General features: G+C 72.1%; 21 protein-coding genes and 1 pseudogene. 10 read left to right on the forward strand and 12 right to left on the reverse strand.

The window, feature by feature from the left end; genetic code table 11:
* Positions 1-140: 140 nt before the first annotated feature.
* The 4 genes from ACIA6A_RS35235 (at position 141) to ACIA6A_RS35250 (ending at position 8216) form a co-directional block, all read left to right on the forward strand.
* Positions 141-3803, forward strand: a complete 3663-nt coding sequence (locus ACIA6A_RS35235) for a DUF4082 domain-containing protein (protein WP_396102331.1) — start codon at positions 141-143, stop codon at positions 3801-3803.
* 14 nt (positions 3804-3817) lie between these two features.
* Positions 3818-5257 carry a lipopolysaccharide biosynthesis protein gene (locus tag ACIA6A_RS35240; protein WP_396102332.1) on the forward strand — a complete coding sequence of 480 codons (1440 nt, stop codon included), beginning with the start codon at positions 3818-3820 and terminating at the stop codon, positions 5255-5257.
* Between the two features lie 213 nt (positions 5258-5470).
* Positions 5471-5848 (forward strand): hypothetical protein, encoded by a 378-nt coding sequence (locus tag ACIA6A_RS35245; RefSeq protein WP_396102333.1) that lies wholly within the window; start codon positions 5471-5473, stop codon positions 5846-5848.
* A gap of 1 nt (position 5849) precedes the next feature.
* A complete protein-coding gene (locus ACIA6A_RS35250) occupies positions 5850-8216 on the forward strand; it encodes a caspase domain-containing protein (protein WP_396102334.1) in 2367 nt (788 codons plus the stop codon).
* A gap of 2 nt (positions 8217-8218) precedes the next feature.
* Here ACIA6A_RS35250 and ACIA6A_RS35255 read toward each other — a convergent pair whose 3' ends face one another.
* The 5 genes from ACIA6A_RS35255 to ACIA6A_RS35275 all read right to left on the reverse strand — a co-directional run bounded on the left by ACIA6A_RS35255 (position 8219) and on the right by ACIA6A_RS35275 (position 13465).
* Entirely contained in the window at positions 8219-8719 is a 501-nt protein-coding gene (locus ACIA6A_RS35255; protein ID WP_396102335.1) for a cupin domain-containing protein, read from the reverse strand.
* 90 nt (positions 8720-8809) lie between these two features.
* Positions 8810-10024: a glycosyltransferase family 4 protein gene (locus tag ACIA6A_RS35260; protein ID WP_396102336.1), complete on the reverse strand. Its 1215-nt coding sequence runs from the start codon at positions 10022-10024 to the stop codon at positions 8810-8812.
* On the reverse strand, positions 10021-11202 hold the full coding sequence (locus ACIA6A_RS35265) for a glycosyltransferase (RefSeq protein ID WP_396102337.1): 1182 nt from the start codon (positions 11200-11202) through the stop codon (positions 10021-10023). The genes ACIA6A_RS35260 and ACIA6A_RS35265 overlap by 4 nt, the downstream gene beginning before the upstream one ends.
* Before the next feature lie 14 nt (positions 11203-11216).
* Positions 11217-12233 (reverse strand): TolB family protein, encoded by a 1017-nt coding sequence (locus ACIA6A_RS35270; RefSeq protein WP_396102339.1) that lies wholly within the window; start codon positions 12231-12233, stop codon positions 11217-11219.
* On the reverse strand, positions 12230-13465 hold the full coding sequence (locus ACIA6A_RS35275; RefSeq protein ID WP_396102340.1) for an MFS transporter: 1236 nt from the start codon (positions 13463-13465) through the stop codon (positions 12230-12232). The genes ACIA6A_RS35270 and ACIA6A_RS35275 overlap by 4 nt, the downstream gene beginning before the upstream one ends.
* Positions 13466-13576: 111 nt before the next feature.
* On the opposite strand from ACIA6A_RS35275, the gene ACIA6A_RS35280 reads away from it, so the two are divergent.
* The gene (locus tag ACIA6A_RS35280; RefSeq protein ID WP_396102341.1) at positions 13577-14209 is read left to right on the forward strand and encodes a class I SAM-dependent methyltransferase; all 633 of its coding nucleotides are present in this window, start codon (positions 13577-13579) and stop codon (positions 14207-14209) included.
* Positions 14210-14222: 13 nt separating this feature from the next.
* Here ACIA6A_RS35280 and ACIA6A_RS35285 read toward each other — a convergent pair whose 3' ends face one another.
* Genes ACIA6A_RS35285 through ACIA6A_RS35305 form a run of 5 tightly spaced genes read right to left on the reverse strand, consistent with a single transcriptional unit; the run spans position 14223 to position 19099 of the window.
* Positions 14223-15311, reverse strand: a complete 1089-nt coding sequence (locus ACIA6A_RS35285; RefSeq protein ID WP_396102342.1) for a DegT/DnrJ/EryC1/StrS family aminotransferase — start codon at positions 15309-15311, stop codon at positions 14223-14225.
* Positions 15308-15946 carry a NeuD/PglB/VioB family sugar acetyltransferase gene (locus ACIA6A_RS35290; protein WP_396102343.1) on the reverse strand — a complete coding sequence of 213 codons (639 nt, stop codon included), beginning with the start codon at positions 15944-15946 and terminating at the stop codon, positions 15308-15310. The genes ACIA6A_RS35285 and ACIA6A_RS35290 overlap by 4 nt, the downstream gene beginning before the upstream one ends.
* Positions 15943-17076, reverse strand: coding sequence for a DegT/DnrJ/EryC1/StrS family aminotransferase (locus tag ACIA6A_RS35295; protein WP_396102344.1), 1134 nt, complete (start codon positions 17074-17076; stop codon positions 15943-15945). The genes ACIA6A_RS35290 and ACIA6A_RS35295 overlap by 4 nt, the downstream gene beginning before the upstream one ends.
* On the reverse strand, positions 17073-18038 hold the full coding sequence (locus tag ACIA6A_RS35300) for an NAD-dependent epimerase/dehydratase family protein (RefSeq protein WP_396102345.1): 966 nt from the start codon (positions 18036-18038) through the stop codon (positions 17073-17075). Before ACIA6A_RS35300 ends, ACIA6A_RS35295 begins: the two co-directional genes overlap by 4 nt.
* Complete coding sequence (locus ACIA6A_RS35305; RefSeq protein ID WP_396102346.1) at positions 18035-19099, reverse strand: Gfo/Idh/MocA family protein; 1065 nt, start codon at positions 19097-19099, stop codon at positions 18035-18037. Before ACIA6A_RS35305 ends, ACIA6A_RS35300 begins: the two co-directional genes overlap by 4 nt.
* Positions 19100-19405: 306 nt before the next feature.
* Between ACIA6A_RS35305 and ACIA6A_RS35310 the strand changes: the two genes are divergently transcribed.
* Positions 19406-20020 (forward strand): acyltransferase, encoded by a 615-nt coding sequence (locus tag ACIA6A_RS35310; protein ID WP_396102347.1) that lies wholly within the window; start codon positions 19406-19408, stop codon positions 20018-20020.
* Here the strand turns inward: ACIA6A_RS35310 and ACIA6A_RS35315 are convergent.
* Together ACIA6A_RS35315 and ACIA6A_RS35320 are read right to left on the reverse strand one after the other, a co-directional pair.
* Positions 19934-20236 (reverse strand): hypothetical protein, encoded by a 303-nt coding sequence (locus ACIA6A_RS35315; RefSeq protein ID WP_396102400.1) that lies wholly within the window; start codon positions 20234-20236, stop codon positions 19934-19936. The two genes, ACIA6A_RS35310 and ACIA6A_RS35315, sit on opposite strands and share 87 nt — an antisense overlap.
* Positions 20210-20867, reverse strand: a pseudogene (locus ACIA6A_RS35320) (phosphoketolase); the annotation flags it as partial. The gene ACIA6A_RS35315 and the pseudogene ACIA6A_RS35320, both read right to left, overlap by 27 nt.
* Between ACIA6A_RS35320 and ACIA6A_RS35325 the strand changes: the two are divergent.
* The 4 genes from ACIA6A_RS35325 (at position 20767) to ACIA6A_RS35340 (ending at position 25589) form a co-directional block, all read left to right on the forward strand.
* The gene (locus tag ACIA6A_RS35325) at positions 20767-21759 is read left to right on the forward strand and encodes an AbfB domain-containing protein (protein ID WP_396102348.1); all 993 of its coding nucleotides are present in this window, start codon (positions 20767-20769) and stop codon (positions 21757-21759) included. The pseudogene ACIA6A_RS35320 and the gene ACIA6A_RS35325 sit on opposite strands and share 101 nt — an antisense overlap.
* 163 nt (positions 21760-21922) lie before the next feature.
* Positions 21923-23473: a serine/threonine protein kinase gene (locus tag ACIA6A_RS35330; RefSeq protein ID WP_396102349.1), complete on the forward strand. Its 1551-nt coding sequence runs from the start codon at positions 21923-21925 to the stop codon at positions 23471-23473.
* Positions 23474-23566: 93 nt separating this feature from the next.
* Positions 23567-24304 carry a hypothetical protein gene (locus ACIA6A_RS35335; protein ID WP_396102350.1) on the forward strand — a complete coding sequence of 246 codons (738 nt, stop codon included), beginning with the start codon at positions 23567-23569 and terminating at the stop codon, positions 24302-24304.
* A 13-nt stretch (positions 24305-24317) separates the two neighbouring features.
* Positions 24318-25589 (forward strand): primary-amine oxidase, encoded by a 1272-nt coding sequence (locus ACIA6A_RS35340; protein ID WP_396102351.1) that lies wholly within the window; start codon positions 24318-24320, stop codon positions 25587-25589.
* The last annotated feature ends 1 nt before the right edge of the window (position 25590 follow it).

The raw sequence follows: 25590 nt of genomic DNA on the forward strand, positions 1-25590 counted from the left end.
ATATCGAGGGCGCTCACTGTTGATCTGACCAATTGCCGACAATGGACCGCAGCGCGCTGAGAACGGCCCGAATGGCGGAGCACCGCGGGTGTTCACCGGGCTTACCTTCACTTGGGGATCGACCGAGTGGGGGAGCTGACATGGGGATACCGAAATTGTTGACCCGGAGAATACTTTCCAGGCTGTGCCTGCTCAGCCTGGTCGCGGCCGTGGCGTCGATCCCGGCCGCGGCGGGTGCGGCCGTGACGACCGATCCGTGCGCACCGGTGCTGAACCCGATCGTCTGCGAGAACAGCAAGGACGGCTCGCCGGCGGAGGACTGGGACATCCTGGGCGCCGGCGACGACACGATCCAGGGCTTCGCGAACGACATCAGCGTGAACGCCGGGTCGCCGATCAACTTCAAGATCAGAACTGACGCCACCGCGTTCACCGTGCAGGTGTTCCGGCTCGGCTGGTACGGGGGTGACGGGGCGCGCAGCATCACGACGCTGACCCCGAACGTGCCGGTGTCGAACAACCAGGGCCCCTGCGCCACCAACGCCACCACCAGCATCTACGACTGCGGCGCGTGGGGCGTCTCGGCATCGTGGACGGTGCCGGCGAACCAGGTGTCCGGCATCTACATCGCCAAGCTGACCCGCCCGGACACCGGCGGCGCCAGCCACATCACGTTCGTCGTGCGCAACGACACCGGCACCTCGGACCTGTTCTTCCAGACCTCGGACGCCACCTGGCAGGCCTACAACCTGTACGGCGGCGCCGACTTCTACGAGGGCGGCGAGAACGGCCGGGCGTACAAACTGAGCTACAACCGCCCGTTCGCCACCCGCGGCGCCATGGAGGGCCGCGACTTCCTGTTCAGCGCCGAGTACCCGATGCTGAGGTTCCTGGAGCGCAACGGCTACGACGTCAGTTACACGACCGATGTCGACAGCGACCGGCGCGGGCAGCTCATCAAGAACCACAAGGTCTTCATCGCCAACGGTCACGACGAGTACTGGTCGGCGCCGCACCGCGCTAACGTCGAGGCCGCCCGCGACGCCGGGGTGCACCTGGCGTTCTTCAGCGGCAACGACGTCTACTGGCGGACCCGCTGGGAGCCGAGCACGGCCGGGACCAGCACGGCGTACCGGACCCTGGTCTGTTACAAGGAGACCTGGGCGGAGACCGACACGCTCGACCCCACCGACGAGTGGACCGGGACGTGGCGTGATCCCCGGTTCAGCCCACCGGCCAACGGTGGCGGGCAGCCCGAGAACGCGCTCATCGGTACGGCGTACATGGCGAACTCGACCGACCTGCCGATGACCGTGCCCGCGGCGCAGGGCAAGTACCGGCTGTGGCGGGACACCACGGTCGCCGACCTGACGTCCGGGATCGCGACGCTCGCACCGCACACCGTCGGGTACGAGTCGAACGAGGACCTCGACAACGGTTTCCGGCCGGCCGGGCTGATCCGGCTGTCCACCACCACCGGGCCCACCCCGGAGTACCTGCTCGACTTCGGCAAGCAGGTCGCGGCGGGCACCACCACCCACTCCATGACGCTGTACCGGGCGCCCAGCAACGCGCTGGTGTTCTCGGCCGGCACCATCCAGTGGGCGTGGGGCCTGGACACGTACCACGACGGCGCGGTCTCCCCCGTCGACGTCCGCATGCAGCAGGCCACCATCAACCTGTTCGCCGACATGAACGTGCAACCGGACACCCTGATGACCGGGATGCACGCGGCGGTCCCCTCGGCCGACACGACCGCCCCGACGATCGCCATCACGTCCCCGGCCGCCACCACCACCGTGGCCAACGGCGCCAAGGTGACCGTCTCCGGCACGGCGGCCGACGTCGGTGGCCGGGTCGCCGGCGTCGAGGTCTCCACCGACGCGGGCGCCACCTGGCACCCGGCAACCGGCACCACCGCGTGGTCCTACTCGTTCCACACCTCCGGCCTCAGCGCGCAGGTGATCCGGGCCCGGGCCATCGACGACAGCGTCAACCTGGGCAGCCCGGCCACCCGGCAGTTCACGCTGACCGGCAAGAACACGTTGTTCGGCGAGCGGATCCCGGCCAACACCTCGGCGAGCGACGGCACCGCGCTGGAACTCGGCGTCAAGTTCGTACCCGACGTGCCGGGCTTCGTCACGGCGGTGCGCTTCTACAAGGGCGCCGGGAACACCGGCACGCACACCGGCAGCCTCTGGTCGGCCGACGGCAACCGCCTGATCACCGGCACGTTCACCGGCGAGAGCTCGGCGGGCTGGCAGACGCTCAAGTTCTCCCGGCCCTACGAGGTGCAGCCGGACACGACGTACATCGCGTCGTACTACGCGCCGGTCGGCCACTACGCGGCCGACGCCCTGGCGTTCAGCCTCACCGACTGGAACGCGGCACCGCTCAGGGCACCGCGCTCCGCGTCGGCCGGGGGCAACAGCGTCTTCGGGTACGGGGCCGGCTTCCCCACCCGTACGTACGCCGGCAGCAACTACTACGTCGACGTGCAGTTCATCTCCAGCGAGAACGCGCCGCCGTCCCCGGTGGTGACCACGCCGCTCGACAACGCGAGCGGGGTGGCCCCGGCGGTCCACCCGTCGGTGGTGTTCACCAAGTCGATCGTCGCGTCGACCATCTCGTTCCAGGTCGAGGACGCGGCCGGCAACCCGGTCGCCGGGACCGTGGCATACAGCGCGCCGGGCAAGACCGCCACGTTCACCCCGGCGGCGCCGTTCACCGCGGCGACCACGTACCACGCCACGGTCACCGCGACCGACACCAACGGCATCACCACCGAGGAACCGATCGGGTGGACGTTCACCATCGACCTGAACGCGTCGGTGCAGAAGCTCTTCGCGACCGACGCGGTGCCGGAGGTGGCCAGCGGTGACGACGCCTCGCCGGTGGAGGTGGGCGTGCGGTTCGTCCCGCTCACCGGTGGCAAGATCATCGGCCTGCGGTACTACCAGGGCCCCGGCAACACCGGCACCCACACCGGCACGCTCTGGTCCGCGGGCGGCGACGTCATGCGGCAGGTCACGTTCGGGCCCGGCTCCGGCAACGGCTGGCAGACCGCGGCGTTCGACACCCCGGTCGACGTCGAGGCCGGCGGGAGCTATGTGCTCTCGTACTTCGCCCCCAACGGCGGGTACGCGTACACGTCGAACTTCTTCCCGGCCCCCTGGACCAACGGGCCGCTGCGGGCACCGGGCGGCGAGAACGGCGTCTACCGGTACGGTTCGAGCGGGTTCCCGACCGCCTCGTACGGCGCGGCGAACTACTGGGTGGATCCGCTGTTCCTGCCCTCCCCGGCACCGGACCCGGCACCGGGCGGCCCACCGACCGGCGCCACCGTGTTCGGGCCGTCCGCCACCCCGGCCACCGCCGGCAGTGACGACGACGCCCCGATCAACGTGGGCATGAAGTTCATCCCGGACGTCGACGGCACCATCACCGGAATGCGCTTCTACAAGGACTCCGGCAACATCGGCACCCACACCGGTTCATTGTGGACGGCCGACGGCAGTCCGCTCGGCTCGGCGCCGTTCACCCAGGAGACCGCGTCCGGCTGGCAGACGGTCCGCTTCCCGACACCCCTGACGGTGACCGCCGGGCAGACCTACGTGGTGAGCTATCACACGGCGGCCGGCCGCTACGCGGTCACCACCAACGATTTCGCGGCCGCGGGTGTGGTCGCGGCGCCGCTGCGGGTGCCCCAGGGCGGCGGCATGTACGGCTACGGCACGAACGACTTCCCCGGATCGCCGACCAACCACAACTTCTGGGTCGACGTGTACTTCCAGCCCGCCTAGAGAATCAGGACGCGATGTCACCGACGGTCGACGACAAGCCGCTGGCCGCCCGCGCGGGGCGGGCGCTGGGCTGGAGTTTCGCCAGCACAGCACTCGCCCGGTTCGGGACCCTGGCGATCGGCATCGCCCTGGCCCGGATCCTCGGGCCGGCCGAGTTCGGCACCTTCGCCGTGGCGATGGTCGCGCTGCTCGCCGTGCTCAGCTTCAACGAGCTCGGCGTCAGCCTCGCCATCGTGCGCTGGCCCGGCGAGCCCCGCGCGATCGTGCCGACGGTCACGACCATCTCGATCCTCGCCAGCATCGTCGTGTACGCGGCCTGCTACCTCGGCGCCCCCGCGTTCGCCCAGCTGATGGGGGACCCGGGGGCCACTCCGGTCGTCCGCGTCCTCGCCCTGTGTGTCCTGGTGAACGGCGCCGTGGCCGCCCCCGCGGCCCTGTTGCAACGGCAGTTCCGGCAGGGCCGCAAAATGATCGCCGACCAGGTCACCACCTGGCTCGGCTCGGCCATCTCGATCACCTGCGCCCTCGGCGGCCTCGGCGCCATGAGCCTGGCCGTCGGCCAGCTCACCGGCGCGGTGGCCGGCGGCATCCTGCTCGCGGCGTTCGCCCCGGCCGGCCTGCGCCCCGGCTTCGACCACGGCACGGCCCGCGCCCTGCTCCGCTTCGGCCTGCCGCTGGCCGGCTCCAGCATCGTGGTCTTCGCGGTCGCCAACCTCGACCGCCTCATCGTCGGAGCGGTGCTCGGACCCGTCCCGCTGGGCTTCTACGTCCTCGCGGTCAACCTCTCCAACTGGCCGGTCACCATGTTCTCCCAACCGGTCCGCCAGGTCGCCCCGGCCGCCCTCGCCCGCCTCCAGGGCGACCCGGCGGCCATGCGCACCACGTTCCTGTCCACGGCGGGCCTGCTGGCGTCGGTCACCGTCCCGGTCTGCGTCCTGCTGGCGGTCGCCGCCGAACCCCTCATCCGCATCGTGTACGGAACGGTCTGGGCCCCGGCCGCGCAGGTCCTGCCCTGGCTGGCCCTGCTCGGCTCCCTGCGCATCGTCTTCGAGCTGGTCTACGACTATTTCGTGGTCCTCGCCGACACCCGCGTGGTCTTCACCGTCCAGGTCCTCTGGCTGCTCGTCCTGATCCCGGCGGTCTACGCGGGAGCCCACTCGGGAGGTTCGGCCGGGGCGGCGGCGGCCCAGTTCGCCGTCGGCCTGCTGGTGGTCCTGCCCATCTACCTGTACGAACTCCGCCGTACCGGCATCACCGCGGCAGCCTTCCTCGGCCGCCTGGCGGTCCCGGCCCTGGGCGGAGCACTGGCGGCGGCCCTCGCCTACCTCGCCGGCCGGGCCCTGCACATCGACCTGCTCGCGGTCGCGGTCATGGGCCTGATCGGCGTCACGGTGATGGCCGCCCTGGTATACCGCTCCCGGGATTCCCTGCGCAGCCTGCGATCGGTCGGCTGAGTTCCTCCCCACACCGCGCCCAAGACGTCCGCCGGCCGGACCCGGCCGATGGTCAGTTCGCTCGGCTCCACGGAGAGGTGGGGGTCACGGTGGGTGATCGATGGTGTCAATTGTGGCGGGTCGGTTGTCAGATCTTGGATAGACCGTTGTGACGCTGCGTAGGAGCCGACCATCGTTGCACCTGCCCTCACCTCGCTTGACCAGAGAGACCTCATGACTGTGCGTGACCTGATTATCTCCACCCGTGAGTCCGCGCTGCTCGGCTCGATCCTTGCTGACCTGGCGCGGGCCGGGGTGCCATGCGTGCCGGTGCGGGCCGGCACCGAGCCGTCCGCCAAGAGCGCCGCCGGGCCGCTGGTCTCCGTGGCGGTCACCGGGCTCGTCTCCGCGGGTGGCCTGCGGGCGATGTCGCAGGTCCTGGTCGCCGCGGTCCGCCGGGCGGGTGGGCGCCGCATCGAGCTCCGGCTGGGCGACGACACCCTGATCATCGACGGCGCCTCACCTCGCGACACCACCGCGGCGCTCGACGGGTTCCTCGCCCGAGCCGGGCGCGACGACCGGGCGCCCGTCCTGACCGTCGACGAGGCCTAGGGTGGGGCGTTATGCCCTGCTGGTGGCGGCCGGCGACTACGAGGACCCGTACTTCGAGCAGTTGCGTTCCCCGGAGCAGGACGTCCGGGGCCTCGCCGCGGTGCTCCGGGACCCGGCGGTCGGCGGGTTCGAGGTGACCGTGATGGAGAACACCGCCGATCACGAGGTGCGGCGGATGCTCGACGAGCTGACGGCCGACCGCGCACCGGACGACATGGTGCTGGTCTACTTCTCCTGCCATGGCCTGCAGGACATCCACGGCCGGTTGTACTTCGCCACGACGACGACGTGGGCGCAGCGCCCGGCCGGCACCGCGATCGCGGCCTCCTTCGTCACCGAATGCCTTGAGCGCACCGCGGCCGGGGGCCGGTTGCTCATGCTCGACTGCTGTTACAGCGGCGCGTTCGCCCGGGGCTTCGCGAAGACGTCACCGCGTCCGCTGGACGGTGAGATCTCCCGGGGGTACGTGTGCCTGACCGCCTGCAACGAGTACGAGCTGGCGTACGAGGGCGAATCCGTGGTCGTCGACGAGCCGCGCCCGTCGGTGTTCACCGAGGTGGTGATCGAGGGCCTGCGGACCGGCGCGGCCGACCTGGACCGGGACGGCTGGGTCGAGTCCGGCGAACTGCACCGGTACGCCTCCGACGCGGTCCGCCGGGCCACCCGGCAGACCCCCTCGTATTTTGCCGCGGGGGTGCAGACGCCGCTGCTGGTGGCCCGGTCGGCGAACCGGCCGGCGGCGCTGCCCGGCGGTCCCGTACCGGAGCACCCGGCGGCGGCGATGACGCGTACCCCGAAATTCTTCGCCGCCCGGTTCCCGCCGTTCCAGTTCGCCCGCGAGGACCGGGCCACGCCCACCCACCTGGCCGAGGCGATGGCCCGGCGCCGCGACGAGGCGGTCGCCCTGTTCCGGTCCGACGAGTCCCGGGCCGCCCTGTACGAGTGGATCAGTCACGACGTCCACGACCGGAACCTGGAGCGGACGATCCTGCGCCGCGCCCCGGACGACACCGCCTCGGCGGAGGCCGCGGTGGGGACGTTCATCGCCACCTTCGCACCGCATCTGCCCGCGTGCTTCCAGGGCCGGGAGGTCTCGGTCGGGCACCTCACCGAGCTGGCGCTGCGCGCGGCCGAGGGTGACAGCGCGGCCCTCGCCTCGGTGACGCAGCTGTTCCAGCACAACGTGCTCCGGACGGTGGCGCGGCACAACTGCCGGGACGCCACGCACCCCTGCGGTCCGGGGAAGGCGTGTGCGGTCCTGCTCACCGCCGCCGAGCGCTGGGACGACCTCGTGCCGGTCACCATGGCCGCCGTCGACGAGCTGCCGAGGCGGGCGCACCCCGGGCGGCCGGCGGTCGTCGCGCAGCTGCTCATGATGATTCTGGACGCGGCCGCGCTGAAGGTCCCGCACGCGCACGCCGGTGCCCAGCGTGACATGCCGACCTGGTGGCTGCGCCTCATCCTCGCCACCAGGGTCACGGCCGGTATCCCGGACCACGAGCACGCGCGGACCGCGCGGCTGGCGCTGGCGGCCCTCACCCACGACGCGGCCCGGGCCGAACGTGATCACCTCCGCGAGCGGGAACGGGGCCGCACCACCGGGCCGGCGGCCGCCGGTCGGGTGGGCGCCGGCCGGGTGGCGGCGACCGTCATCGCGGTGCCGGCGTCACCGGTCCCCCGCCGCCCGGGACGGCTGCGGCGCAGGGCTGCGGGGATCACGGTCCTCGTCGCGCTGATCTCCCTGCTCGGTTTCCCCGTCGTGCGCGACCGATGGCGGGAGCAGCAGCACCTCGGCGCCGTTCGTCATGCCGAGGCGCTCGGCGTCACGCTCGACGATCGGGACCGCCCCATCCCGGCGGAGTGCGGGGTGCGGCACGGCAACGACGACAACCGCGTGGTGCTGGCACTCGTCAAGAAGACCGGCACCGGCTGTCGCGCCGCGACCGTGTACCTCGAGGGCCGGCGCACCGGCGAGATCACCTTCCCGGGCGACGCCCGATGGACGTTCGACAGCCGGTTCTGGGTCACCTCGCCGGACACCGCCGCCGTGCTGACCGTGGCCGCCTGGATCCCCGCCGACCGCCGATGGCGGCTGATCGCGACCACCGTCGGCAGCCCCCGGACCGGGTTGTGGACCAAGGATCTCGACCGGGTCGACGGCACGGCGGGCACGCTCAAGGCCGTCCGCTGGGGCAGTGTCCTCGCGTTCCCGGGACCCGACGGCATCTACGCCGTCGACCTGCACCTCGGGCGGGAGCTGTGGCGGCACTCCTGCCCGTCCGGCCACGCCTTCGAGGGCCTCGGCGGCGCCCACCCGGACGGTGTCGGCATGTACTGCGGGCGCTACGAGAAGGTCTACAGCGGCTGAGGTCAGAGGAACTCGCTGCGGTACGTCGCGGCCAGGTCGGCGGCCCGGGCGCGCTGGGCGGCCTGCTCGTCGGCCGTCAACCGGGGCGCCGGGGCGTCCCAGCCGGTGACCGGGGTGCCGATCCGCAGGAAGTATTCGTCCTGGCCGGCGGGGGTGCACATGCACAGCATGCGGGCCGGTGCCCCGGAGACGTTGCGGAAGTTGTGCGGTGCGTTGGCCGGGATGTTGACCGTGGAGCCGGCCCGCACGAGGTGCTTCTCGCCGCGGAACGTGAACTCGAGCTCTCCCTCGAGGACGGTGAACATCTCCTCGAAGTCGTGCCGGTGCGGGGGCGGGCCGCCACCGTCGGGCACCCGCATCTCGATGAGGCAGTACTGCCCGTTCGTCTGCTCGCCGGTGATCAGCATGGCGTACGTGTTGCCGACCAGGGACACGAACGGTGTCGCGGGATCGCCGGGCGTCGCCACGGTCAGCGCGCGCGACGGGTCGTCGTCGGGAATCATCGGGTTTCTCCTGGCTTCGGGCCGTTCTCCATGTGCTTCGATCTCGAAGCACATGGAGAACGTAGCACGCTTCGAACTCGAAGCAAAGTGTCAGCGCTTCAGGGCCTGCCCGGCCAGGGTGGCGGCATTGAAGTCGTCCCGGCGCTGGGTGCCGCGGACCGCTTCCCACTTGCGGTTGACCTTGTAACCGAGCAGCCCGGCGGCCGATCGGGCCGCCTCCGCCGGGCGGAGTCCCCGGCCGGCCAGGGCCTGTTCGTAGATGCCCACCTGGGTACGCGCGGCCCGGTCCAGGCTGAAGCGTTCCACCGCCAGGTCCCGGCCGAACCGGCCGATTTTCTCCCGCAGCGAAGCGTCGTCGAGCAACCGGACCAGGTGCCCGGTCAGCCGGTCCGCCGCGCCCGTGCCGTCGCCGAGGCCGTAAAAACCCTGCTGCAGGAACAGGTCCACGGTGTCCGGGGTGAGCAGTTCCCAGAATCCCCGCTCGCCCTGCACCACCAGCGGCCGCCCGAACGACAGTGCGCGCAACGCCGAACTGCCCATGCCGAGCATGATGTCCGCCGCCGCGTAGGCGGCCCGGGGGTCCCGGAGCTCGCCGGTCAGCACGACCGCGCGACGGCCGGCGCGGGCGTTGGCCGCCGCGGCCCGCTGTTCGACCTCGGCCCGGGCGGTGCCGTCGCCGACCACGGTCAGGCGGACCGGCCGGGTCCGGGCGAGCTCCCCGATCACGTCGATGGCGACCAGGACCCCCTCGAGTTTCAGCTCCGGGACCAGGCGGCTGACCACCGCGATGTCCACCATCGAAGCGTCCAGGCCATGGGTGCGGCGGAATTCCTCCACCGGGAAACCGGGGGCGTTCGCGTGCACGTCGACCGGGGGTTCGATGAGGTGGACGGCACCCCGGCGGCGGGCCGCGCTGTGCTGCCGCAGCGCCTCGGTGCCGACGACCAGCGGCATGGAGTCCGGCAGGAACGGGGCCACCGCCATCGACATGATGGTGCAGACCGCGGTCGTACCGGACATGGCCGCTTCCATGGCCGGCGGCCACTCGTAGCCGTGCACGACGTCGAGGGAGCGTTCCCGGACGAGCGCCCGCAGCTGGCGGACCAGCGAGGGGGCGGGCCTGCGGTGGTAGGGGGCCAGCGGGATGTGTTCGAGGCCGGTCTGAGCGATCAGGTCCACCAGCGGGCCGGGGCCACCGATCACCGCCACCTCGTGGCCGAGGTCGCGGACCGCCCCGGCGAGTTCGATGGCGTTGATCTGGCTGCCGCCGATCTCCAGCGAGTGCGGGAAGACGAGGACTCTCATGCGGTCGCTCCAGGGAGGAAGGCCAGGCGGGCGAGGGCGCCGGCGCGGTGCGCCCAGCTGTGCCGGGCGGCGAAGGCCCGCCGGCGAGCGGCGATCTCGGCGGTCCGGGGACGGTTCAGGGCCTGGCAGACCGCTTCCGCGTACGCGACGGGCCCGGCCGCCTCGGTGATGAGATCGGTGCCGAGCCACTCGTTGGCCGGTAGCGGCGTGGACACCACGTCCCGCCCGGCGGCGAGGTATTCCAGGGTCTTGAGCGGGAAGCTCGACCGGTTGAACCCGGTGTCCGCGTACGGGGTCAGCCCCACGTCGATGACCCGCAGGTATCCGGGCAGGTCGGAGAACGCCTTCGGGCCGACGTGGTGCACGTTGGGCCGGCTGGCCAGCGCGGTGAACCGCTGCGACTGGTATCCGGCCGCCACCGCGCCGACGATCAGCAGTGTGCAGCCCCGGTCCGCGACCGCTTCCAGCAGGCCCAGGTCGATGCGGTCGTTGACGTAGCCGACGAACCCGGCGACCGGCCGGGTCAGCGGGGTGTCCTCGGGGACCGGCGCGGTCTCGACCCCGGCATAGGCCTGGGGCATGCAGCCGGTGGGCACCACCGTCGCCGGGTAGCCCATCCCGGTGTACCGCTCCCCCAGCGGCGACGACACCGCCGCGACCGCCTGGGCCCGGCGCAGCACGGCCGCCTCCTGGGCGACGAGCCGGTCGCGGGGGATGCCGAGCAGGTCGGCGCCGGCCACGAGGTCGTCGGCGGCGTAGAAGAGGGTACGCCGGGCCGGCACCGCCCCGAGCAGGTTCTCCACCCGGGTGCTGACCAGCGCGGCCACCGGCGTACCCGGTTCGCTGTGCAGGCGGTCGACGGCCCGGCGGATGGCCCGGCGCATGAGCGGCGGCACCAGGTGGTGGGTTCCGGGCCGGTACATGCCCGGGGTGACCCGTGGGGCGAGCCGGGCCAGGCCGGGGCGCAGCACCTCCAGCGGTGGCAGGTTCCACGACTGGGCGAGTTCCGCGTTGCGCAGCCGGGTCAGCGCGGACACCGGCGGGTCGACGTACAGCACCGGGGTGATCCGGGACAGCTCGTCGGCGATGTGCCGGTCGGTGCCGGCCGGGCCGTCGTACCTGGTGCTCGCGACGTAGACGAGCAGGTCGCCGCGCGACCCGTCGAGTCGTTGCGTCATCGGTCTTCCTTTCGTCAGCGCAGGACCGCGGGTGACCACGCGTCGTGGACGAGCACCTGGGGGGTGCCGGAACCATCCGCCGGCACCCGCCAGATGTCGCTGGTGGCGGTGCCCGCGGTGTCCCGGGCGAGGCCGTAGAGCACGGTCCGGTCGTCGAGCCATTCGGCCTGGTCGTCGACGCTGCGGGTCTCGGCCAGCACGGTCTGCGTCCCGGTCCGCAGGTCGAGCACGGCCAGGCGCCATTGCCCGGCCGGGAGGTCGCCGTGCTTCTTGTACGCGACGCGGGTCCCGTCCGGCGACAGCGACGGGCACTCGACGTCGCCGTGCAGCGCGGTGGCCGTGCGCCGGGAGAGGCTGCCCTCGACCAGCCACGTGCGCCCGCCGGACGCCGCCGTGGCGTAGAAGCGGTCTCCCCCGGCGAATGTCACGCCCCAGAAGTTGCGGTCGGCGGCGGTCACCGGGCGCCCGTCGACGATCAGCCGGAACGTCTCCAGGTCGCCGAGGACCGCGCCGTCCGTGCCGGTGATGACGGTCCGCGTCGAGAACTGGCCCGGGTTCGCGTACGAATCCCCGAACACGAACGTCGTGGTGGCGATGTACCCGCCGTCGCGCGACAGCCGGGTGCGGCTCGGGATCCCGGTCAGCGGCATCTCCCGGACCCGCGCCCACGACGCGTCGAGCAGCTGCGCCCGGTACGTCGTCACCAGGCCGCGCTGGGCGGTCAGGCACACCGCGTCGCTCGTGGTCGCGTACACCCGCTCGCAGGCCGCCGGGGTGAAGGCCCGCGGGCCGTCGGGGTCGCTCAGCGGTGCCGCCGCGACCTTGCCGTAGCCCTCACCCAGTGCGGTGCTGCGGAAGACCAGGTGCGGCACGTCGCGGACGGCGGCGAGGTCGTCGCGCGTCGGGACGACCGGCGCGTCGCGCAGCGTCCGGGCCTGTTCCGCCCGGACCCGCCAGACGTAGCCACCGGCGCCGAGCACGGCGAGCAGCACCACCGTGCCGAACGAGGCGAGCCGGATCCGGGGCGTCATCCCACGCCCTTCAGCAGCCAGGCCGCCGCCGGCACCGCCGCGACCAGCAGTGCCGCGAACAGCAGCAGCGACTGTCCCGGCCCCTGCACGCTCCACAGCACACCGAACAGCACCGAGGACGCGAACCGGGCCAGCACCACCACGGTCTGGACGGCCGCGATGCCGCTGCCCCGGGCCGGCGCCGGGACGAGCCGGCTGATCAGTGCGGGCAGCACCCCGTCGGTGGCCGCGTAGAAGACCCCGAGCAGCAGCAGGACACCGATCGTCAACCCGATCCCGCCGACCGGCAGCGCCGCGAGCAGGTAGCAGGCGAACAGCGCGCCGTGCCCGGCGATCAGCACCCGGGCGCGGCCCACCCGGTCGGCGAGGCGGCCCAGCGGGATCGCGAGGGCCAGGTACGCGACGTTGGTCCCGACGTACAGCAGCGGGAAGTAACCGGCCGCGATGTCGTCGCGTTGCTGCAACGTCAGGTAGAGGAAACCGTCGCCGACGGTCAGCAGGCCGAGCAGCCCGGCGGCGGCCAGCGGCCGGCGCAGCGGGCGGCCGGCCACCGCGCGCATGGCCCGGCGCAGCCCGATCCGCGCGGCACCGGTGGCGGTGCGCAGGTTCGGCACGAACAGCACCAGCACGGCGAGGCCGACGAGGGCGAACGCGAACGACACCACGAAGATCGAGTCGTAGCTGCCCGGCACCGAGGCCAGCAGCGCGAACGCCACCAGCGGGCCGATCGCGGCGCCGAACGTGTCCAGCGCCCGGTGCACGCCGAACGAGCGGCCCAGCGCGCTGGGCTCCGACGCCTCGGCGATCAGCGCGTCGCGTGGTGCGGTGCGCAGGCCCTTGCCGAGCCGGTCGGCGGTCACCACGGCGGTGATCGCGGCGAACCCGGCGGCGGGGAGCATCGCGACGCGGCTCAGCGCGGACGCGGCGTACCCCACGACCGCGATCCATTTGGGTTGCCCGCCGCGGTCGCCGGCATAGCCGCCGGCGATCCGGACGAACGCGCTGACCCCCTGGTAGATCCCGTCGAGGAAGCCGTACGCGATCGGGCTGAGCCCGACGGCCGCGGTCAGATACAGCGGGAGCACCGACGCCACCATCTCCGACGACACGTCGGTGAGCAGGCTGACGATGCCGAGCAGCACGACGGTCGAGGAGACCCGCCGGACGACGTCCCGGCCCGGGGAGCCGGATCCCGGGCGGTCGCGCAGCGTCACATACACGTGGTCCCCCATCGTCCGGTCGCGGATCCCACGCTACCGACGGCGACCGTCCCGGCTGGACAGCTGTTCTGTCCGATCTGGTCATCCGAACGCCGGGCGCTATCGTCGTGTGCGGGAGGCATCATGGCTATCGGGCGCGAACTGCGGGGACGACTGGCCGGAGCACGCCGTTTCCGGTCCCGGCGGGCGGCGGAGCTCGTCGCCGCGTTCCCGGACCTGGCCGCCATGCACGTGCTCGATCTCGGTGGGGAGCCACCGTTCTGGCTCGGCTTCCCGGTGCGTCCGGCGTCCGTCACGATCCTCAACCTCCTGCCGTTCGACGAACCGGGGTTCGAGACGTTCACCGGCGATGCCTGCGACCCGCCGGCGGCCCTGCGGTCACGCCGGTTCGACCTGGTCGTGTCGAACTCGGTGATCGAGCACGTCGGCGGCCACGAGCCCCGCCGCCGCTTCGCCGACGTCGTGCACCGCTCGGCCGACCGGCACTGGGTGCAGACGCCGTACCGCTACTTCCCGGTGGAACCGCACTGGGTGTTCCCCGGCATGCAGTTCCTGCCGCTGCGGGCCCGCGCCGAGGTGACCCGGCGCTGGCCGCTGAGCCCGGGCCGGGCCGGCAACCTGCCCGAGGCGATCGCGAACGCCGCCTCGGTCGAGCTGTTGTCGATCACCGACATGCGTGCCTACTTCCCGGGTTCGCGCCTCTGGTATGAACGCTTCGGCGGCCTGATCAAGTCGGTCACCGCCGTCCGCGGCTGACCCGGGTCCGTGGTCATCGCAGCGCCGCGGCCAGGGTCGACACCACCCGGGCCTGCTGCTCCGGGGTGATCTGCGGATAGATCGGCAGGGACAGGATCCGCGGTGCGACGGCCTCGGCGTTCGGGAACGACCCGCCCAGAGCGGCGAACGCCCCCGTACGGTGCACCGGCACCGGATAGTGGATGGCCGCGCCGATGCCCGCGGCGTTCAGCTCGGCGAGCACCTCGTCGCGGCGGTCCACCCGGACGCAGTAGATGTGCCACACGTGCACGTTGCCGTCGAGGGTCACCGGGCGGACCACGTCGAGCCCGGCCAGCAGCTCGTCGTAACGGGCGGCGGCGGCCCGCCGGCGCTCGTTGCCGTCGGCCAGGCGGGCCAGCTTCGCCCGGAGCACCGCGGCCTGCAACCCGTCGAGGCGGCTGTTCATGCCGACCAGGTCGTGGGTGTACTTCCGCAGGCCACCGTGGCTGCCCAGAGTCCGTACCGTGGTGGCCAGCTCCGCCGAGGCGGTGACCACCGCCCCGGCGTCACCGTAGGCACCCAGGTTCTTGCCCGGATAGAAGCTGGTGGCGGCGATCCCGCCGGCGCCGGCCCCGTGACCGTGCCGGGTGGCGCCCTGGCACTGGGCGGCGTCCTCGACGATGGCCACACCGGGTCCGGCGCCGGCGCGCAGCAGCTCGACCGGCGCCATCTGGCCGTACAGGTGCACCGGCGCGATCGCCCGGGTGGCGGGGGTGATCGCGGCGAGCGCGGCGTCGACATCGATGAGATAGGTACGCGGATCGCAGTCGACCAGCACCACCCGGGCGCCGGTACGCGCGACCGCCTCGGCCGTGGCGATGAACGTGTTGGCCGGCAGGATCACCTCGGTGCCGGGGCCCACGCCGACGGCCCGCAACGCGAGCTCCAGGGCGTCGGTGCCGTTGGCCACGCCGACGCAGTGCGGCAGCCCGGAGAACGCGGCGTACTCCTGCTCGAACGCGGCCACCTCGGCCCCGCCGATGAAGGCCGTCCCGGCGATGATCCGCTTGAAACCGGTCTCGACCTCCTCGGCCACCTCCGCGTGCGCGGCGGCCAGGTCGACGAGCGGGATGGTGTTCATGAGCTCGAACTCCTCAACAGACGGGCCGGGTTGCCGGCCCAGACTTCACCGGACGGGATGTCGCGCAGCACCACCGAGCCCATGCCGACCAGCGACCAGGCGCCGACGGTGACGCCCTCACGGATGAGGGCACCGGACCCGACGTACGCGCCGGTATCGAGGACGGCACCGCCGCCGAGGCGGACCCCGGAGGCGATGGTGGCGTAGTCCAGCACCCGGTCGTCGTGGGTGAGCACGGCCTGGGGCATGACCGCGACGTGCGAGCCCACGACGACGTCGGCGGTGAGCACCGTGCCCGCGAGCAGCACGCTGCCCGGGCCCACGACGCTGCCGGACCCGAGGGAGGCGGCCGGGTGGATGACCGTGGCATACCGGTCCGGGGTGAGGCCCAGCCGGTCCACGATCCTCTTGCGGGCGGTGTAGTCACGGGGGTTGCCGACGCACACCACGACGGCGGCGTCGTACGTGCCGACCACCTCGGCCACGCCGCCCAGGATCGGCAGGCCGGACCGGACGGTGCCGTGCAGGGCCGGGTCGTCGTCGGCGAAGCCCAGGACCCGCCGGCCGGCCGCCACCGCGGCGGCGGCCGTCTCCCGGGCGAAACCGCCGGCGCCGACGATGATCAGGTCGTTCACCGGCGGCCCAGACCGCGCAGCACGTCCGCGATGTGGTCCTGGTCGTCCCGGGTCAGGGCGTGGTGCAACGGCAGGATCAGCGAGTCGTGGGTCAGCCGCTCGGTCACCGGGAGCGGGCCGTGGGTGACGCCGGCGTAGGCGGGTTCCAGGTGCGAGGCCATGATGCCGCGCCGGGCGGACACCCCCTGGGCGGCCAGCTCGGTCAGGGCGTCGTCGCGCCCGGTGCCGAACTCCGGGTTCAGCAGCACCCAGAACGACTGGAAGTTGCTCTGGCCGTACGCCGGGTCGCGGACCGGGACCAGGCCGTCGATGTCGGCGAGCAGCTCCTGGTAGCGGGCGGCCAGCTCCCGGCGCTGCGCGACCAGGCCGGCGAGCCGGCCGAGCTGCACGAGACCGACCGCCGCCTGGATGTCGGTCATCCGGTAGTTGTAGGCGGTCTCCAGGTAGGCCTCCAGCACCGGCTGCGCGCTGGCGTGCCGGTCGGCGGCGGAGACGTTCATGCCGTGCTCGCGCAGCCGGCGCAGGCGGGCGGCCCGGTCCGCGTCGTCGAGGGTGATCATGCCGCCCTCACCGGTCGTGATGACCTTCCGGGGGTGGAACGACCAGGCGGCGATCGAGGCCCCGGCGCCGGCCGGCCGGCCGTACGCGGTGGACCCGGCCGCACAGGCCGCGTCCTCGACGAGAGCGATGTCCCAGCCCTCGGCCGCCTTGCGCAGCGCGGCGGTGTCGAACGGCACGCCACCCTGGTGCACGGCGATGACCGCCCGGGTGCGGGCGGTGCGGACCTGGTCGACGGTCTCGACGGTCAGGTTGCCGGTGGCGAGGTCGACGTCGGCGAAGACCGGGGTCGCCCCGACGTACCGTACGGCGTTGGCGGTCGCGATGAACGACAGCGACGGCACGATCACCTCGTCGCCGGGGCCGGCGCCCAGCACCACCAGCGCCAGGTGCAGCGCGGTGGTGCAGGAGCTGACCGCGACCCCGTGCCCGGCGCCGACCGTCGCCGCGAACTCCTGCTCGAACCGGGCCACGCGGGGGCCCTGGGCGACCCAGCCGGAGCGGACCGCCTCGGCCGCGGCCTGTGCCTCCTCCTCGCCCAGCATCGGGATCATCACCGGGATCTTCCTCATCGCGACGACCTCCACCACTCGACGAGGCCCTGCAGGCCCTCGTGCAGCCCGATCTCGGCCCGGAAGCCGAGCTTGTCCGCGGCGGCGCCGGTGCTCGCCAGGCGCCGGGTGACGCCATTGACCGCGCGGGCCGGGCCGTGCTCCGGGGCGAGGTCGGCCTTCATGACGTGGGTCAGCGCCTGCGCGAGTTCCTTGAGGCTGGTCTCGGTGCCGCTGGCGATGTTGAACACGTCGTCGGTGACGTCCGCGCGGGCCGCGAGGATGTTGGCCCGGGCGATGTCGGCGACGTGCACGAAGTCCATGGTCTGCAGCCCGTCGCCGAGGATCAGCGGCGGGTCGCCCTTCTCGATGCGTTCCATCCAGCGGATCAGCACCTCGGTGTACAGGCCGAAGATGTCCATCCGGGGGCCGTACACGTTGAAGTAGCGCAGGGCGACGTAGTCCAGCCCGGACATGCTGTGGAAGCTGCGTAGCGTGGCCTCGTTGAACGCCTTCGCCGCGCCGTAGAACGTGTCGTTGTTGTACGGGTGATGGCGTTCCGTGGTGGGGAACTCCTCGGCGAGCCCGTACACCGACGCCGACGACGACGCGACGAGCTTCTTGACGCCCTGTGCGGCGGCCGCCTCCACGACGTTGAACGTGCCGTCGACCAGCACCTCGTTGGCCAGCCGGGGCTCCTCCGCGCACTGGGTGATGCGGATCGCGGCGAGGTGGAAGACCAGGTCCTTGCCGGCGGTCACGTCCCCGACCAGCTCCCGGTCGCGGATGTCGCCCTCGACCAGCCGCACCGGCCCGTTCGCGGTGGCCCAGGCCAGGTTCTCCCGGCGCCCCCGCACGAAGTTGTCGAGGACCACGATCTCCGCGGCCCCGCCCCGGATGAGCTCGTCGACCACGTGCGAGCCGATGGTGCCCGCCCCGCCGGTGACGAGGGCGCGTGCGCCCTCGATCTGTACGCCCGTCACGCCGTGTGCCCTTCATCGATGGAGATCATGGTGCCGCCCTCGGCGAGGCTGCGTGAGGCGGCCTGCAGGATGCCGAGCACGCGCAGGCCGGAACGGCCGTCGGTGAGCGCGGGGGTGCCCGTGGTGATGGCCCGCGCGTATTCGTCCACCATGGTGCGCAGCGCCTCCCGCTCGGTCAGCGCGGGCGCGACCATGTCGCCGGAGCGGTACGACACCAGCATGTCGCGGCGCTGCTCGTCGCCGAGCTCGTCCGGCGAGGCCACGTCGACGCCGCGGTCGTAGATGGCGACCCGCTGGCTGGGGTTGAGGTCGTCCCACACCAGCGTCCGCTTGGAGCCGCCGAAGATCGTGGTGCGGATCTTGACCGGCGACAGCCAGTTCACGTGGATGTGCGCGATCGCGCCGGTGTTGAGCCGCAATGTCAGGTATGCCACGCAGGCCCGGCCGGCCCCGATCCCGTCCGCACCGTAGGCGGCGACCGCGACCGGGCGGACGCCGGGCGGGAGAACGAAGTCCAGGATCGACAGATCGTGCGGCGCCAGGTCCCAGAGCACGTCGATGTCGCGCTGCACCAGGCCGAGGTTGATCCGTACCGAGTCGAGGAAGTGCAGCTCGCCCAGCTCGCCGTCGCGCAGCAGCTCACGGATGCGCAGCACGGCCGGGGTGTAGCAGTAGGTGTGGTCGCACATCAGCGTCAGGCCGCGCGCGTCGGCCTCCTCGACGAGGCGCAGGCCCTCTTCGTAGGTGGCGGCGAGCGGCTTCTCGACGAGCACGTGCTTGCCGGCGCGCAGCGCGGCCATGGCGACCGGCAGGTGGGTGCCGGCCGGGGTGGCGATCGCGATCGCGGTGACCCCGGGGTCGGCGAGCACCTCGTCGAGGTCGGCCGACACCTGGACGGTCGAGTATCCACCGAGGACCTTCCGCGCCCGGTCGACGTCGAGGTCGCAGAGCCGGCGGAGGTGGAACGCGGGCGAGGCCTGGAAGTTACGGACCAGGTTGGGGCCCCAGTAACCGGCGCCGACAACGGCGACGCCGATCGGTTCGGGGGACGGTGTAGTCACAGGTATCCGTTTCGTCGGAGAAATCGGAGAGCGCCGCCGGAGGACAGAACGGGCGGGAGGAAGGACCGTGGACTTGGGCCCGACGGCAAGCTACCCATGCTGTCGCGCTCACCGGAAGGGGACTGACGGAATTCCGGCGGAGCCGGGAGGGCAAGCCAGTACGTTCGGTTGCCGCCGTCCCGACGCACGGTCAGCGCGCACGCCGACCTTCAGTCACATTGGACCGTTGGGTCGGCTGTCCGACATAGATCGGCGCCCGATGGCACTACGCTTGCCGGGTCTTCGCACCCGCCCGGAAGGACCGGTATGCCCCAGGCCGTAACCCCTCAGGAGGCCGTCGGCATCGCCGCGACGGCGGATGTCGACGAGCGTGCCACGATCGGCGCGGGCTCCCGGGTCTGGCACCTCGCCCAGATCCGCGAGGACGCCACGCTCGGCCGTGACTGCACCGTGGGCCGCGGTGCGTACGTCGGTCCCGGTGTCGTCATCGGTGACCGCGTCAAGCTGCAGAACCACGCGCTGGTCTACGAACCGGCCCGGCTCGGCGACGGTGTCTTCATCGGCCCGGCCGCGGTGCTGACCAACGACGAGTTCCCGCGCGCGGTCACCGCGGACGGGCGGCTCAAGTCCGGCGCCGACTGGACCGCGGTCGCGGTGGTCGTGCACGAGGGCGCGTCGGTCGGCGCCCGCGCGGTCTGCGTCGCCCCGGTGACGATCGGCCGGTGGGCGCTGGTCGCCGCCGGCGCGGTGGTCACCAAGGACGTACCCGATTTCGCCCTTGTCGTCGGCGTCCCGGCCCGCCGCGTCGGCTGGGTCGGCCGCGCCGGTCATCCATTACGCGCCGCGGGCGCCGGCCTCTGGGTGTGCCCGGAGACCGGAGCCGAGTATCACGAGACGGACGGGCGCCTCATCGAGAAGTGAGCGACCAATCCCGGCTCCACCACGTAGTCCGCGTGCCGGGCGAGCTGGGCTGCGCACCCGGCCTTGAGCTCGGTGGCCCCGCGCGTTGATCGCGTCCATCACCAGGTGGTACCGCGACGCCCTGTTGCGCACGGTCCTGTCGAACGGGGTCGTGGTGGTGCCCTGTTCGATGAAGCCGCGCACCCGGAACAGGTCGGCGTCCGGCCGGCCGTGCACCAGCTGGTGGTGCTCGTCGAAGAGCTCCTCCGGACGGTACGACCGCAGCCACGTCTCCAGCAGCGCCAGGTGCTCCGGGTTGTCGCGCACACCGGAGAGCGGGACCGGCCCGGCGATCTTGGCACCGTTGAGGCAGCACGGCACCGTCGCGCTCCGGGTTGATGAAGGTAACGCCCTTCCAGGAGCCCTCCAGCGGCCCGGTCTCGGCCTCCCCGTCACCGACCACGGCGATCGCGAGCAGATCCGGGTTGTCCATGACCGCGCCGATCGCGTGGACCAGCACGTACCCCAGCTCACCGCCCTCGTGGATCGAGCCGGGGGTGGTCACCGAGACGTGGCCCGGGATGCCGCCGGGCGCGCTGAACTGCTGGAACAGCCGCAGCAGGCCGGCCTCGTCCCGGCTGACCAGCGGACAGACCTCGCTGTAGGTACCCCAGCGCCCGAGCGGCCGCGGCTTGATGTCCGCGGCGGTCAGCTCCCGGCGCAGCAAGGGGTTGTCGCGCAGGTAGATCTGCCCGATGGTCAGGTAGTTGGCGGCACGCCACCACGCGTCCAGCCCGGCGAGGTCGGGCTCGGCGAGCGTACGCAGCAGGTCGGGGACAACCGCCGAGTTCCCGCTCGCCCAGCACACCGCCGCCGGCGAACCGGGCGGCTCGTCCAACCCCCTCGTCGACCACCACGTCGTCTACGCGCTCGCCGCGATCATGGTCGCGCTCACCCACGCCGGCGACACCGGGGTCCTCGGCCGCCGGTGGGCGAGCCTGCCCCCGGTCCGGCTGGGACGGATTGGATCGGGAGTGCCCGGGGCGCGTAATCTCCCGATCCGGCCGTATCAGGAGAGGACGTACCAAATGATCGACAAGACTCCCGGACCGTCGCAGCCCGGCGGCACCGTATACGGCCGGGGCGGCGTCGACGCGCGGGAGCCCCGGCCGGGACTGCTGACCCGGACGCATCCCGCGGTCACCGCCGGCGTCAGCCTGGCGATCATCGCCGTCATGGTGCTGGCGTACGTGATCTGGCGCAGCGGTGCCGACGAGCCGGCCCGGGTCAGCGCGACGGCGAGCGCCCCGGCCTCCGCCACCGCGTCGGCCACCGCGACCGGTGCTCCCCCGGCCGAGCTCGCCGCCGGCTCGTGGTTCGTCTCCCCGCTCGGTGACCAGCGCACCTTCCTGACCGCGGACGGCGAATTCGCCGCGTTGAGCGGCACCAAGGCCGCATTGACCGTGGTCGCGGGTCTCGCCGACGAATCGTGTTTCTCGTTCCGGAACGACGACGACAAGTACCTGCGCCATTTCGACTACCGTCTTCGTTTCGACGCGCAGGACGATTCGGACCTGTTCCGGCTGGACGCCACATTCTGCAAGGTCGCCGGGCTCAAGGCCGGCACCGTGCGGTTGCGGTCCAAGAACTACCTGGATCATGTCATCCACCGGCGGGGCACCGAGCTGTACATCGACAAGCCCGACGAGTCGGACAAATTTGTCGCGGACAGCTCTTTCGGCCTGCGTCAGGCATCGTGAGCAGGGCCGCCCGAATACGACGCGGAATTAACAGAAATAACCGCCGCGCCATACTCACCGGTAGCTATTTCCAACGGGTTACGGGCGGCAGTGATGTCGCTTTCCTGAGGTAGGGTCCGTCTCGCTCCACAAAGACGTGATCTTCGACCGAAGGCGAGGCCCGATGCGCGAGTCTGACATGGGCTCCCGCCTCCGGCCCGGTGACCTCGACCGGGTCGGCCCGTACAATCTGATCGGCCGTCTCGGGCAGGGCGGCATGGGCACGGTGTATCTCGCCACCGGCCCGGACGGCGAACGCGTGGCCGTCAAGATCGTCCGGTCCGACCTGATGCTGGACGAGCAGTTCCGGCGCCGGTTCCGCAGCGAGGTCACCCGGGCCCGCCAGGTGCCGCCGTTCTGCACCGCCGAGGTCCTCGACGCCGACCCGTACCACGATCCGCCCTATCTCGTGGTCGAGTACATCGACGGGCCCAGCCTGGACGAGGTGGTGAAACGCCCCGGCCCGCTGAGCCGCACCAACCTGCACAGCGTGGCGGTGGGCATCGCGACCGCGCTCTCCGCGATCCACGGCGCCGGGGTGATCCACCGCGACCTCAAGCCCGGCAACGTGCTGTTCGGCATCGGCGGCATCAAGGTCATCGACTTCGGTATCGCGCGGGCGCTCGAACCCACCAGCCACCTGACCCGGACCAACCAGATGGTCGGCACGCTGGCGTACATGGCACCGGAGCGCTTCGACCACGAGGCGAGCTCCCGGGTCGGCACCGCCGCCGACATCTTCTCCTGGGGGGCGGTGGTCGCGTTCGCGGGCACCGGGCGCACCCCGTTCGGCGCCGACTCGGGGCCGGCCACCGCGATGCGCATCCTCACCCAGCCGCCGGAGCTGTTCGACCTGGCCGAGCCGTTGCGCGGGCTCGTGGAGCTGGCCCTGGCGAAGGACCCCCGGGACCGTCCGACGAGCCGGGAGCTGCTCGACCGGCTCCTGGCCACCGCCCCCTCGGGCCCGGGCCGGCCGGTCCCGGACCGATCGGCTCCGGACCGCCGGGCCGCCCCGTTCCTGCGCGAGATCGTGGAGGCCGCGGCGGGCAGTCCCCGCCCGGCGCCCCGGCCGGTGCCCATCCCGATGAGCGTCGAGCCCCCGGCCCGGCGCGAGCGGACCCCGATGAAGTGGCTGGGTGTGCTGCGCCACGCCCAGGTGGCCGCCGCCGCGGCGGTGGTCCTCGTGGCGACCGTCGCCGTCGTGATCGGGCTCAGCACCAGGACCCGGTCACCGCAGGCCGCGGCCGGGGCCGGGGCCACGCCGTTCAGCGCGACGAGCGAGGCCGCCACCGGCGGGCTCAGCGACCGGCGGCGGATCACGCTGCGGCTGACCGGCACCGAACGGGAGATGGTCCGGGGGACGGGCGGGTCCGTCTCACTGTCGGACAAGGTCGCTCCCCTCGAGTTCGTCCTCGCCTCCCACGGCACGGCGTACCAGCTGACGACGACCGGCCAGTGCCTGGTGGTGCGCACGACGTCGCTGGCGCTCGGATCCTGCTCCGATCTGACCGAGAGCACGTTCGTGCTGACCGCGGCCGGAGCCGGCACGTACGTCCTCACCAACGCCCGCCACGGCGACGTGCGCTGGAGTTACGACCTCGCGGCGTTCCTCGTCGAGCCCACCCGGGGCAGCGGGATGACCACCTTCACCGTCGTCGACCAGGGCCCTGCTTAGACATCGATGAAGTCCGGCTTCACAGCCAGTGCACAGGCGAACCGCCACTCTCGACCCGATCGATGCAAGTCGCGTTGAGAGGGGACACCGCACGTGGATCGTCGCAGAACATGGGGCTGGGGCCTGGGGATCGCCACGATCTCCGCGGTCACCGCCTTCGGGGCCGCCTCCTGGCAGGCCCAGGCCGCACCGTCGCCCACGCCCGGCACCCCGTCCGGGGTGGCCGCCGACACCGCCCGGGTGTCCGACCCGAGCCCGCTGCCGGAGGCCGCCGCCGGGACCGGCGTGGATCCGCTGACCGGCGACGAGGTCGGCCGGGCGCGCGCGGTGGCGCTGACCCCGCAGCTCGCCCGCCAGGCGCGGGACGTCACCGGCGCCGCCGGGCCGGAGTACCTCTCGGCCCAGCTGACCGAGGAGAGCGCGGTCCGGGGCGCCGACGTCTACTTCTACGACTACAAGACCGACAAGCTCGTCAAACAGGTCGTGGACCTCGGCGCGGGCAAGGTCACCGGGTCGTACGCCGCCCCGGGTATGCAGCTGCCGGCCGCGGACCGCGAGGTGGCGAGCGCCCTCGACCTGCTGCTCGCCCACCCGCTGTCCGCCGAGCTGAAGACCGCGTACCGGTCGGCGACCGGCCGCGATCTGACCGGTAAGGCCGATCTGAGCGTCACCGCGCACCTGTACCAGGCGCGGCCCGCCGACACCGGCACGAAGCAGTGCGGCAAGCACCGCTGCCTGCAGCTCGTCGTACAGACCGCCGAGGGCACGTTCATCGACGTGAACGACATCGTCATCGACCTCTCCGGGCGCACCGTCGCCCGCCTGGCCTAGGGGCACCCACCGCATGACACATCGCACCATTGCCGCCGCGGGCGCGCTCCTGGTCGTGGCCGGGCTCGGCTTCGCCGCGACCCCCGCTCAGGCCCAGGCACCCGCCGCCGCCGCGACGTGCACCAACTCCACCCTGGTCAAGGAAACCCTGCCCAACGGCACCACCTGGCAGCTGTGCTGGCGCATGCAGGCACAGGCCGGGCTCGTGCTGGAGAAGGTCGCGGTCTCCTACAAGCGCTACCCGCAGCGGGTCCAGATCCTCGACTCGCTGCGGCTGGCCCAGCTCAACGTCCCGTACGACTCGGGCGAGACCGAGTACAACGACATCACCGACTACGGCTTCGGCGGCGAGTACCTCGAGACGCTGACCGGCGACGACTGCAAGGGCGGCTCGGCGCGGGTCGGCTCCGACGGCGGTGCCTCGCCCACCCGGCGCAAGGTGCTGTGCGTCAGCGCGGAGCCGAGCGGCCTGGCGTACCGCTCGCACGACTACGACGACCAGGGCCGCGACAAGGTGTACTCCAAGCAGGGCCACGACCTGGTGCTGCGCTCGATCAGCAAGGTCGGCTGGTACGAGTACGTGACCGAGTACCGCCTGCACGACGACGGGCAGATCTCGGCCCGGCTCGGCGCGACCGGTGACCTCTCCCCGTACGACTACGTCAGCTCCGCCCGGGGCTGGCCGGTCGGCAAGGGTGCCCGCGACTACGCCGCGATGCACTACCACAGCGCGTTCTGGCGGGTGGACTTCAACCTCGGCGGCGCGGGCAAGGACAAGGTCGAGCAGTTCGACACCAAGCCCGACGGCCGCGGCTCGATGACCGCCAAGCTCAAGACCACCCGGACGGCCATCGCCAAGGAGGGCTCGTTCAGCAAGGTGAACCGCCGCTGGTGGCGCGTCGTCAGTGACACGAGCAAGAACGCCGACGGGCACAAGCGCTCGTACGAACTGGTCACCGGCGCCGACGACAAGTACGAGAGCCACCCGGAGACCACCCCGGACGTGACGTTCACGCAGAAGCACGCCTGCGAGAAGTACGCGAGCGGCAACGCCGATCCGCAGTGCGCCACCAAGAAGACGATCATCGACTTCGCCCGGGACAAGGAGAAGCTGAAGGACCCGGTCATGTGGGTCCGGGTCGGCTTCCACCACGTGCCCCGCGACGAGGACCAGAGCCCCATGCCGATGCACTGGCAGGGCTTCGACCTGGTCCCCCGCGACGTCATCGGGATGAACCCGCTCACCCCGGACGGCCGCACCACGGCCAACGGCCGCCCCAGCTGAC

The sequence above is a fragment of the Actinoplanes sp. NPDC051494 genome, assembly GCF_044454705.1.
Lineage (GTDB): Bacteria > Actinomycetota > Actinomycetes > Mycobacteriales > Micromonosporaceae > Actinoplanes.

Excerpts from the sequence above, each read along its gene's own strand:
- ACIA6A_RS35235 (WP_396102331.1), top strand. The coding sequence starts at position 141 with ATGGGGATACCGAAATTGTTGACCCGGAGAATACTTTCCAGGCTGTGC.
- ACIA6A_RS35240 (WP_396102332.1), top strand. The coding sequence starts at position 3,818 with ATGTCACCGACGGTCGACGACAAGCCGCTGGCCGCCCGCGCGGGGCGG.
- ACIA6A_RS35245 (WP_396102333.1), top strand. The coding sequence starts at position 5,471 with ATGACTGTGCGTGACCTGATTATCTCCACCCGTGAGTCCGCGCTGCTC.
- ACIA6A_RS35255 (WP_396102335.1), bottom strand. The coding sequence starts at position 8,719 with ATGATTCCCGACGACGACCCGTCGCGCGCGCTGACCGTGGCGACGCCC.
- ACIA6A_RS35260 (WP_396102336.1), bottom strand. The coding sequence starts at position 10,024 with ATGAGAGTCCTCGTCTTCCCGCACTCGCTGGAGATCGGCGGCAGCCAG.
- ACIA6A_RS35265 (WP_396102337.1), bottom strand. The coding sequence starts at position 11,202 with ATGACGCAACGACTCGACGGGTCGCGCGGCGACCTGCTCGTCTACGTC.
- ACIA6A_RS35270 (WP_396102339.1), bottom strand. The coding sequence starts at position 12,233 with ATGACGCCCCGGATCCGGCTCGCCTCGTTCGGCACGGTGGTGCTGCTC.
- ACIA6A_RS35275 (WP_396102340.1), bottom strand. The coding sequence starts at position 13,465 with ATGGGGGACCACGTGTATGTGACGCTGCGCGACCGCCCGGGATCCGGC.
- ACIA6A_RS35280 (WP_396102341.1), top strand. The coding sequence starts at position 13,577 with ATGGCTATCGGGCGCGAACTGCGGGGACGACTGGCCGGAGCACGCCGT.
- ACIA6A_RS35285 (WP_396102342.1), bottom strand. The coding sequence starts at position 15,311 with ATGAACACCATCCCGCTCGTCGACCTGGCCGCCGCGCACGCGGAGGTG.
- ACIA6A_RS35295 (WP_396102344.1), bottom strand. The coding sequence starts at position 17,076 with ATGAGGAAGATCCCGGTGATGATCCCGATGCTGGGCGAGGAGGAGGCA.
- ACIA6A_RS35310 (WP_396102347.1), top strand. The coding sequence starts at position 19,406 with ATGCCCCAGGCCGTAACCCCTCAGGAGGCCGTCGGCATCGCCGCGACG.
- ACIA6A_RS35330 (WP_396102349.1), top strand. The coding sequence starts at position 21,923 with ATGCGCGAGTCTGACATGGGCTCCCGCCTCCGGCCCGGTGACCTCGAC.
- ACIA6A_RS35340 (WP_396102351.1), top strand. The coding sequence starts at position 24,318 with ATGACACATCGCACCATTGCCGCCGCGGGCGCGCTCCTGGTCGTGGCC.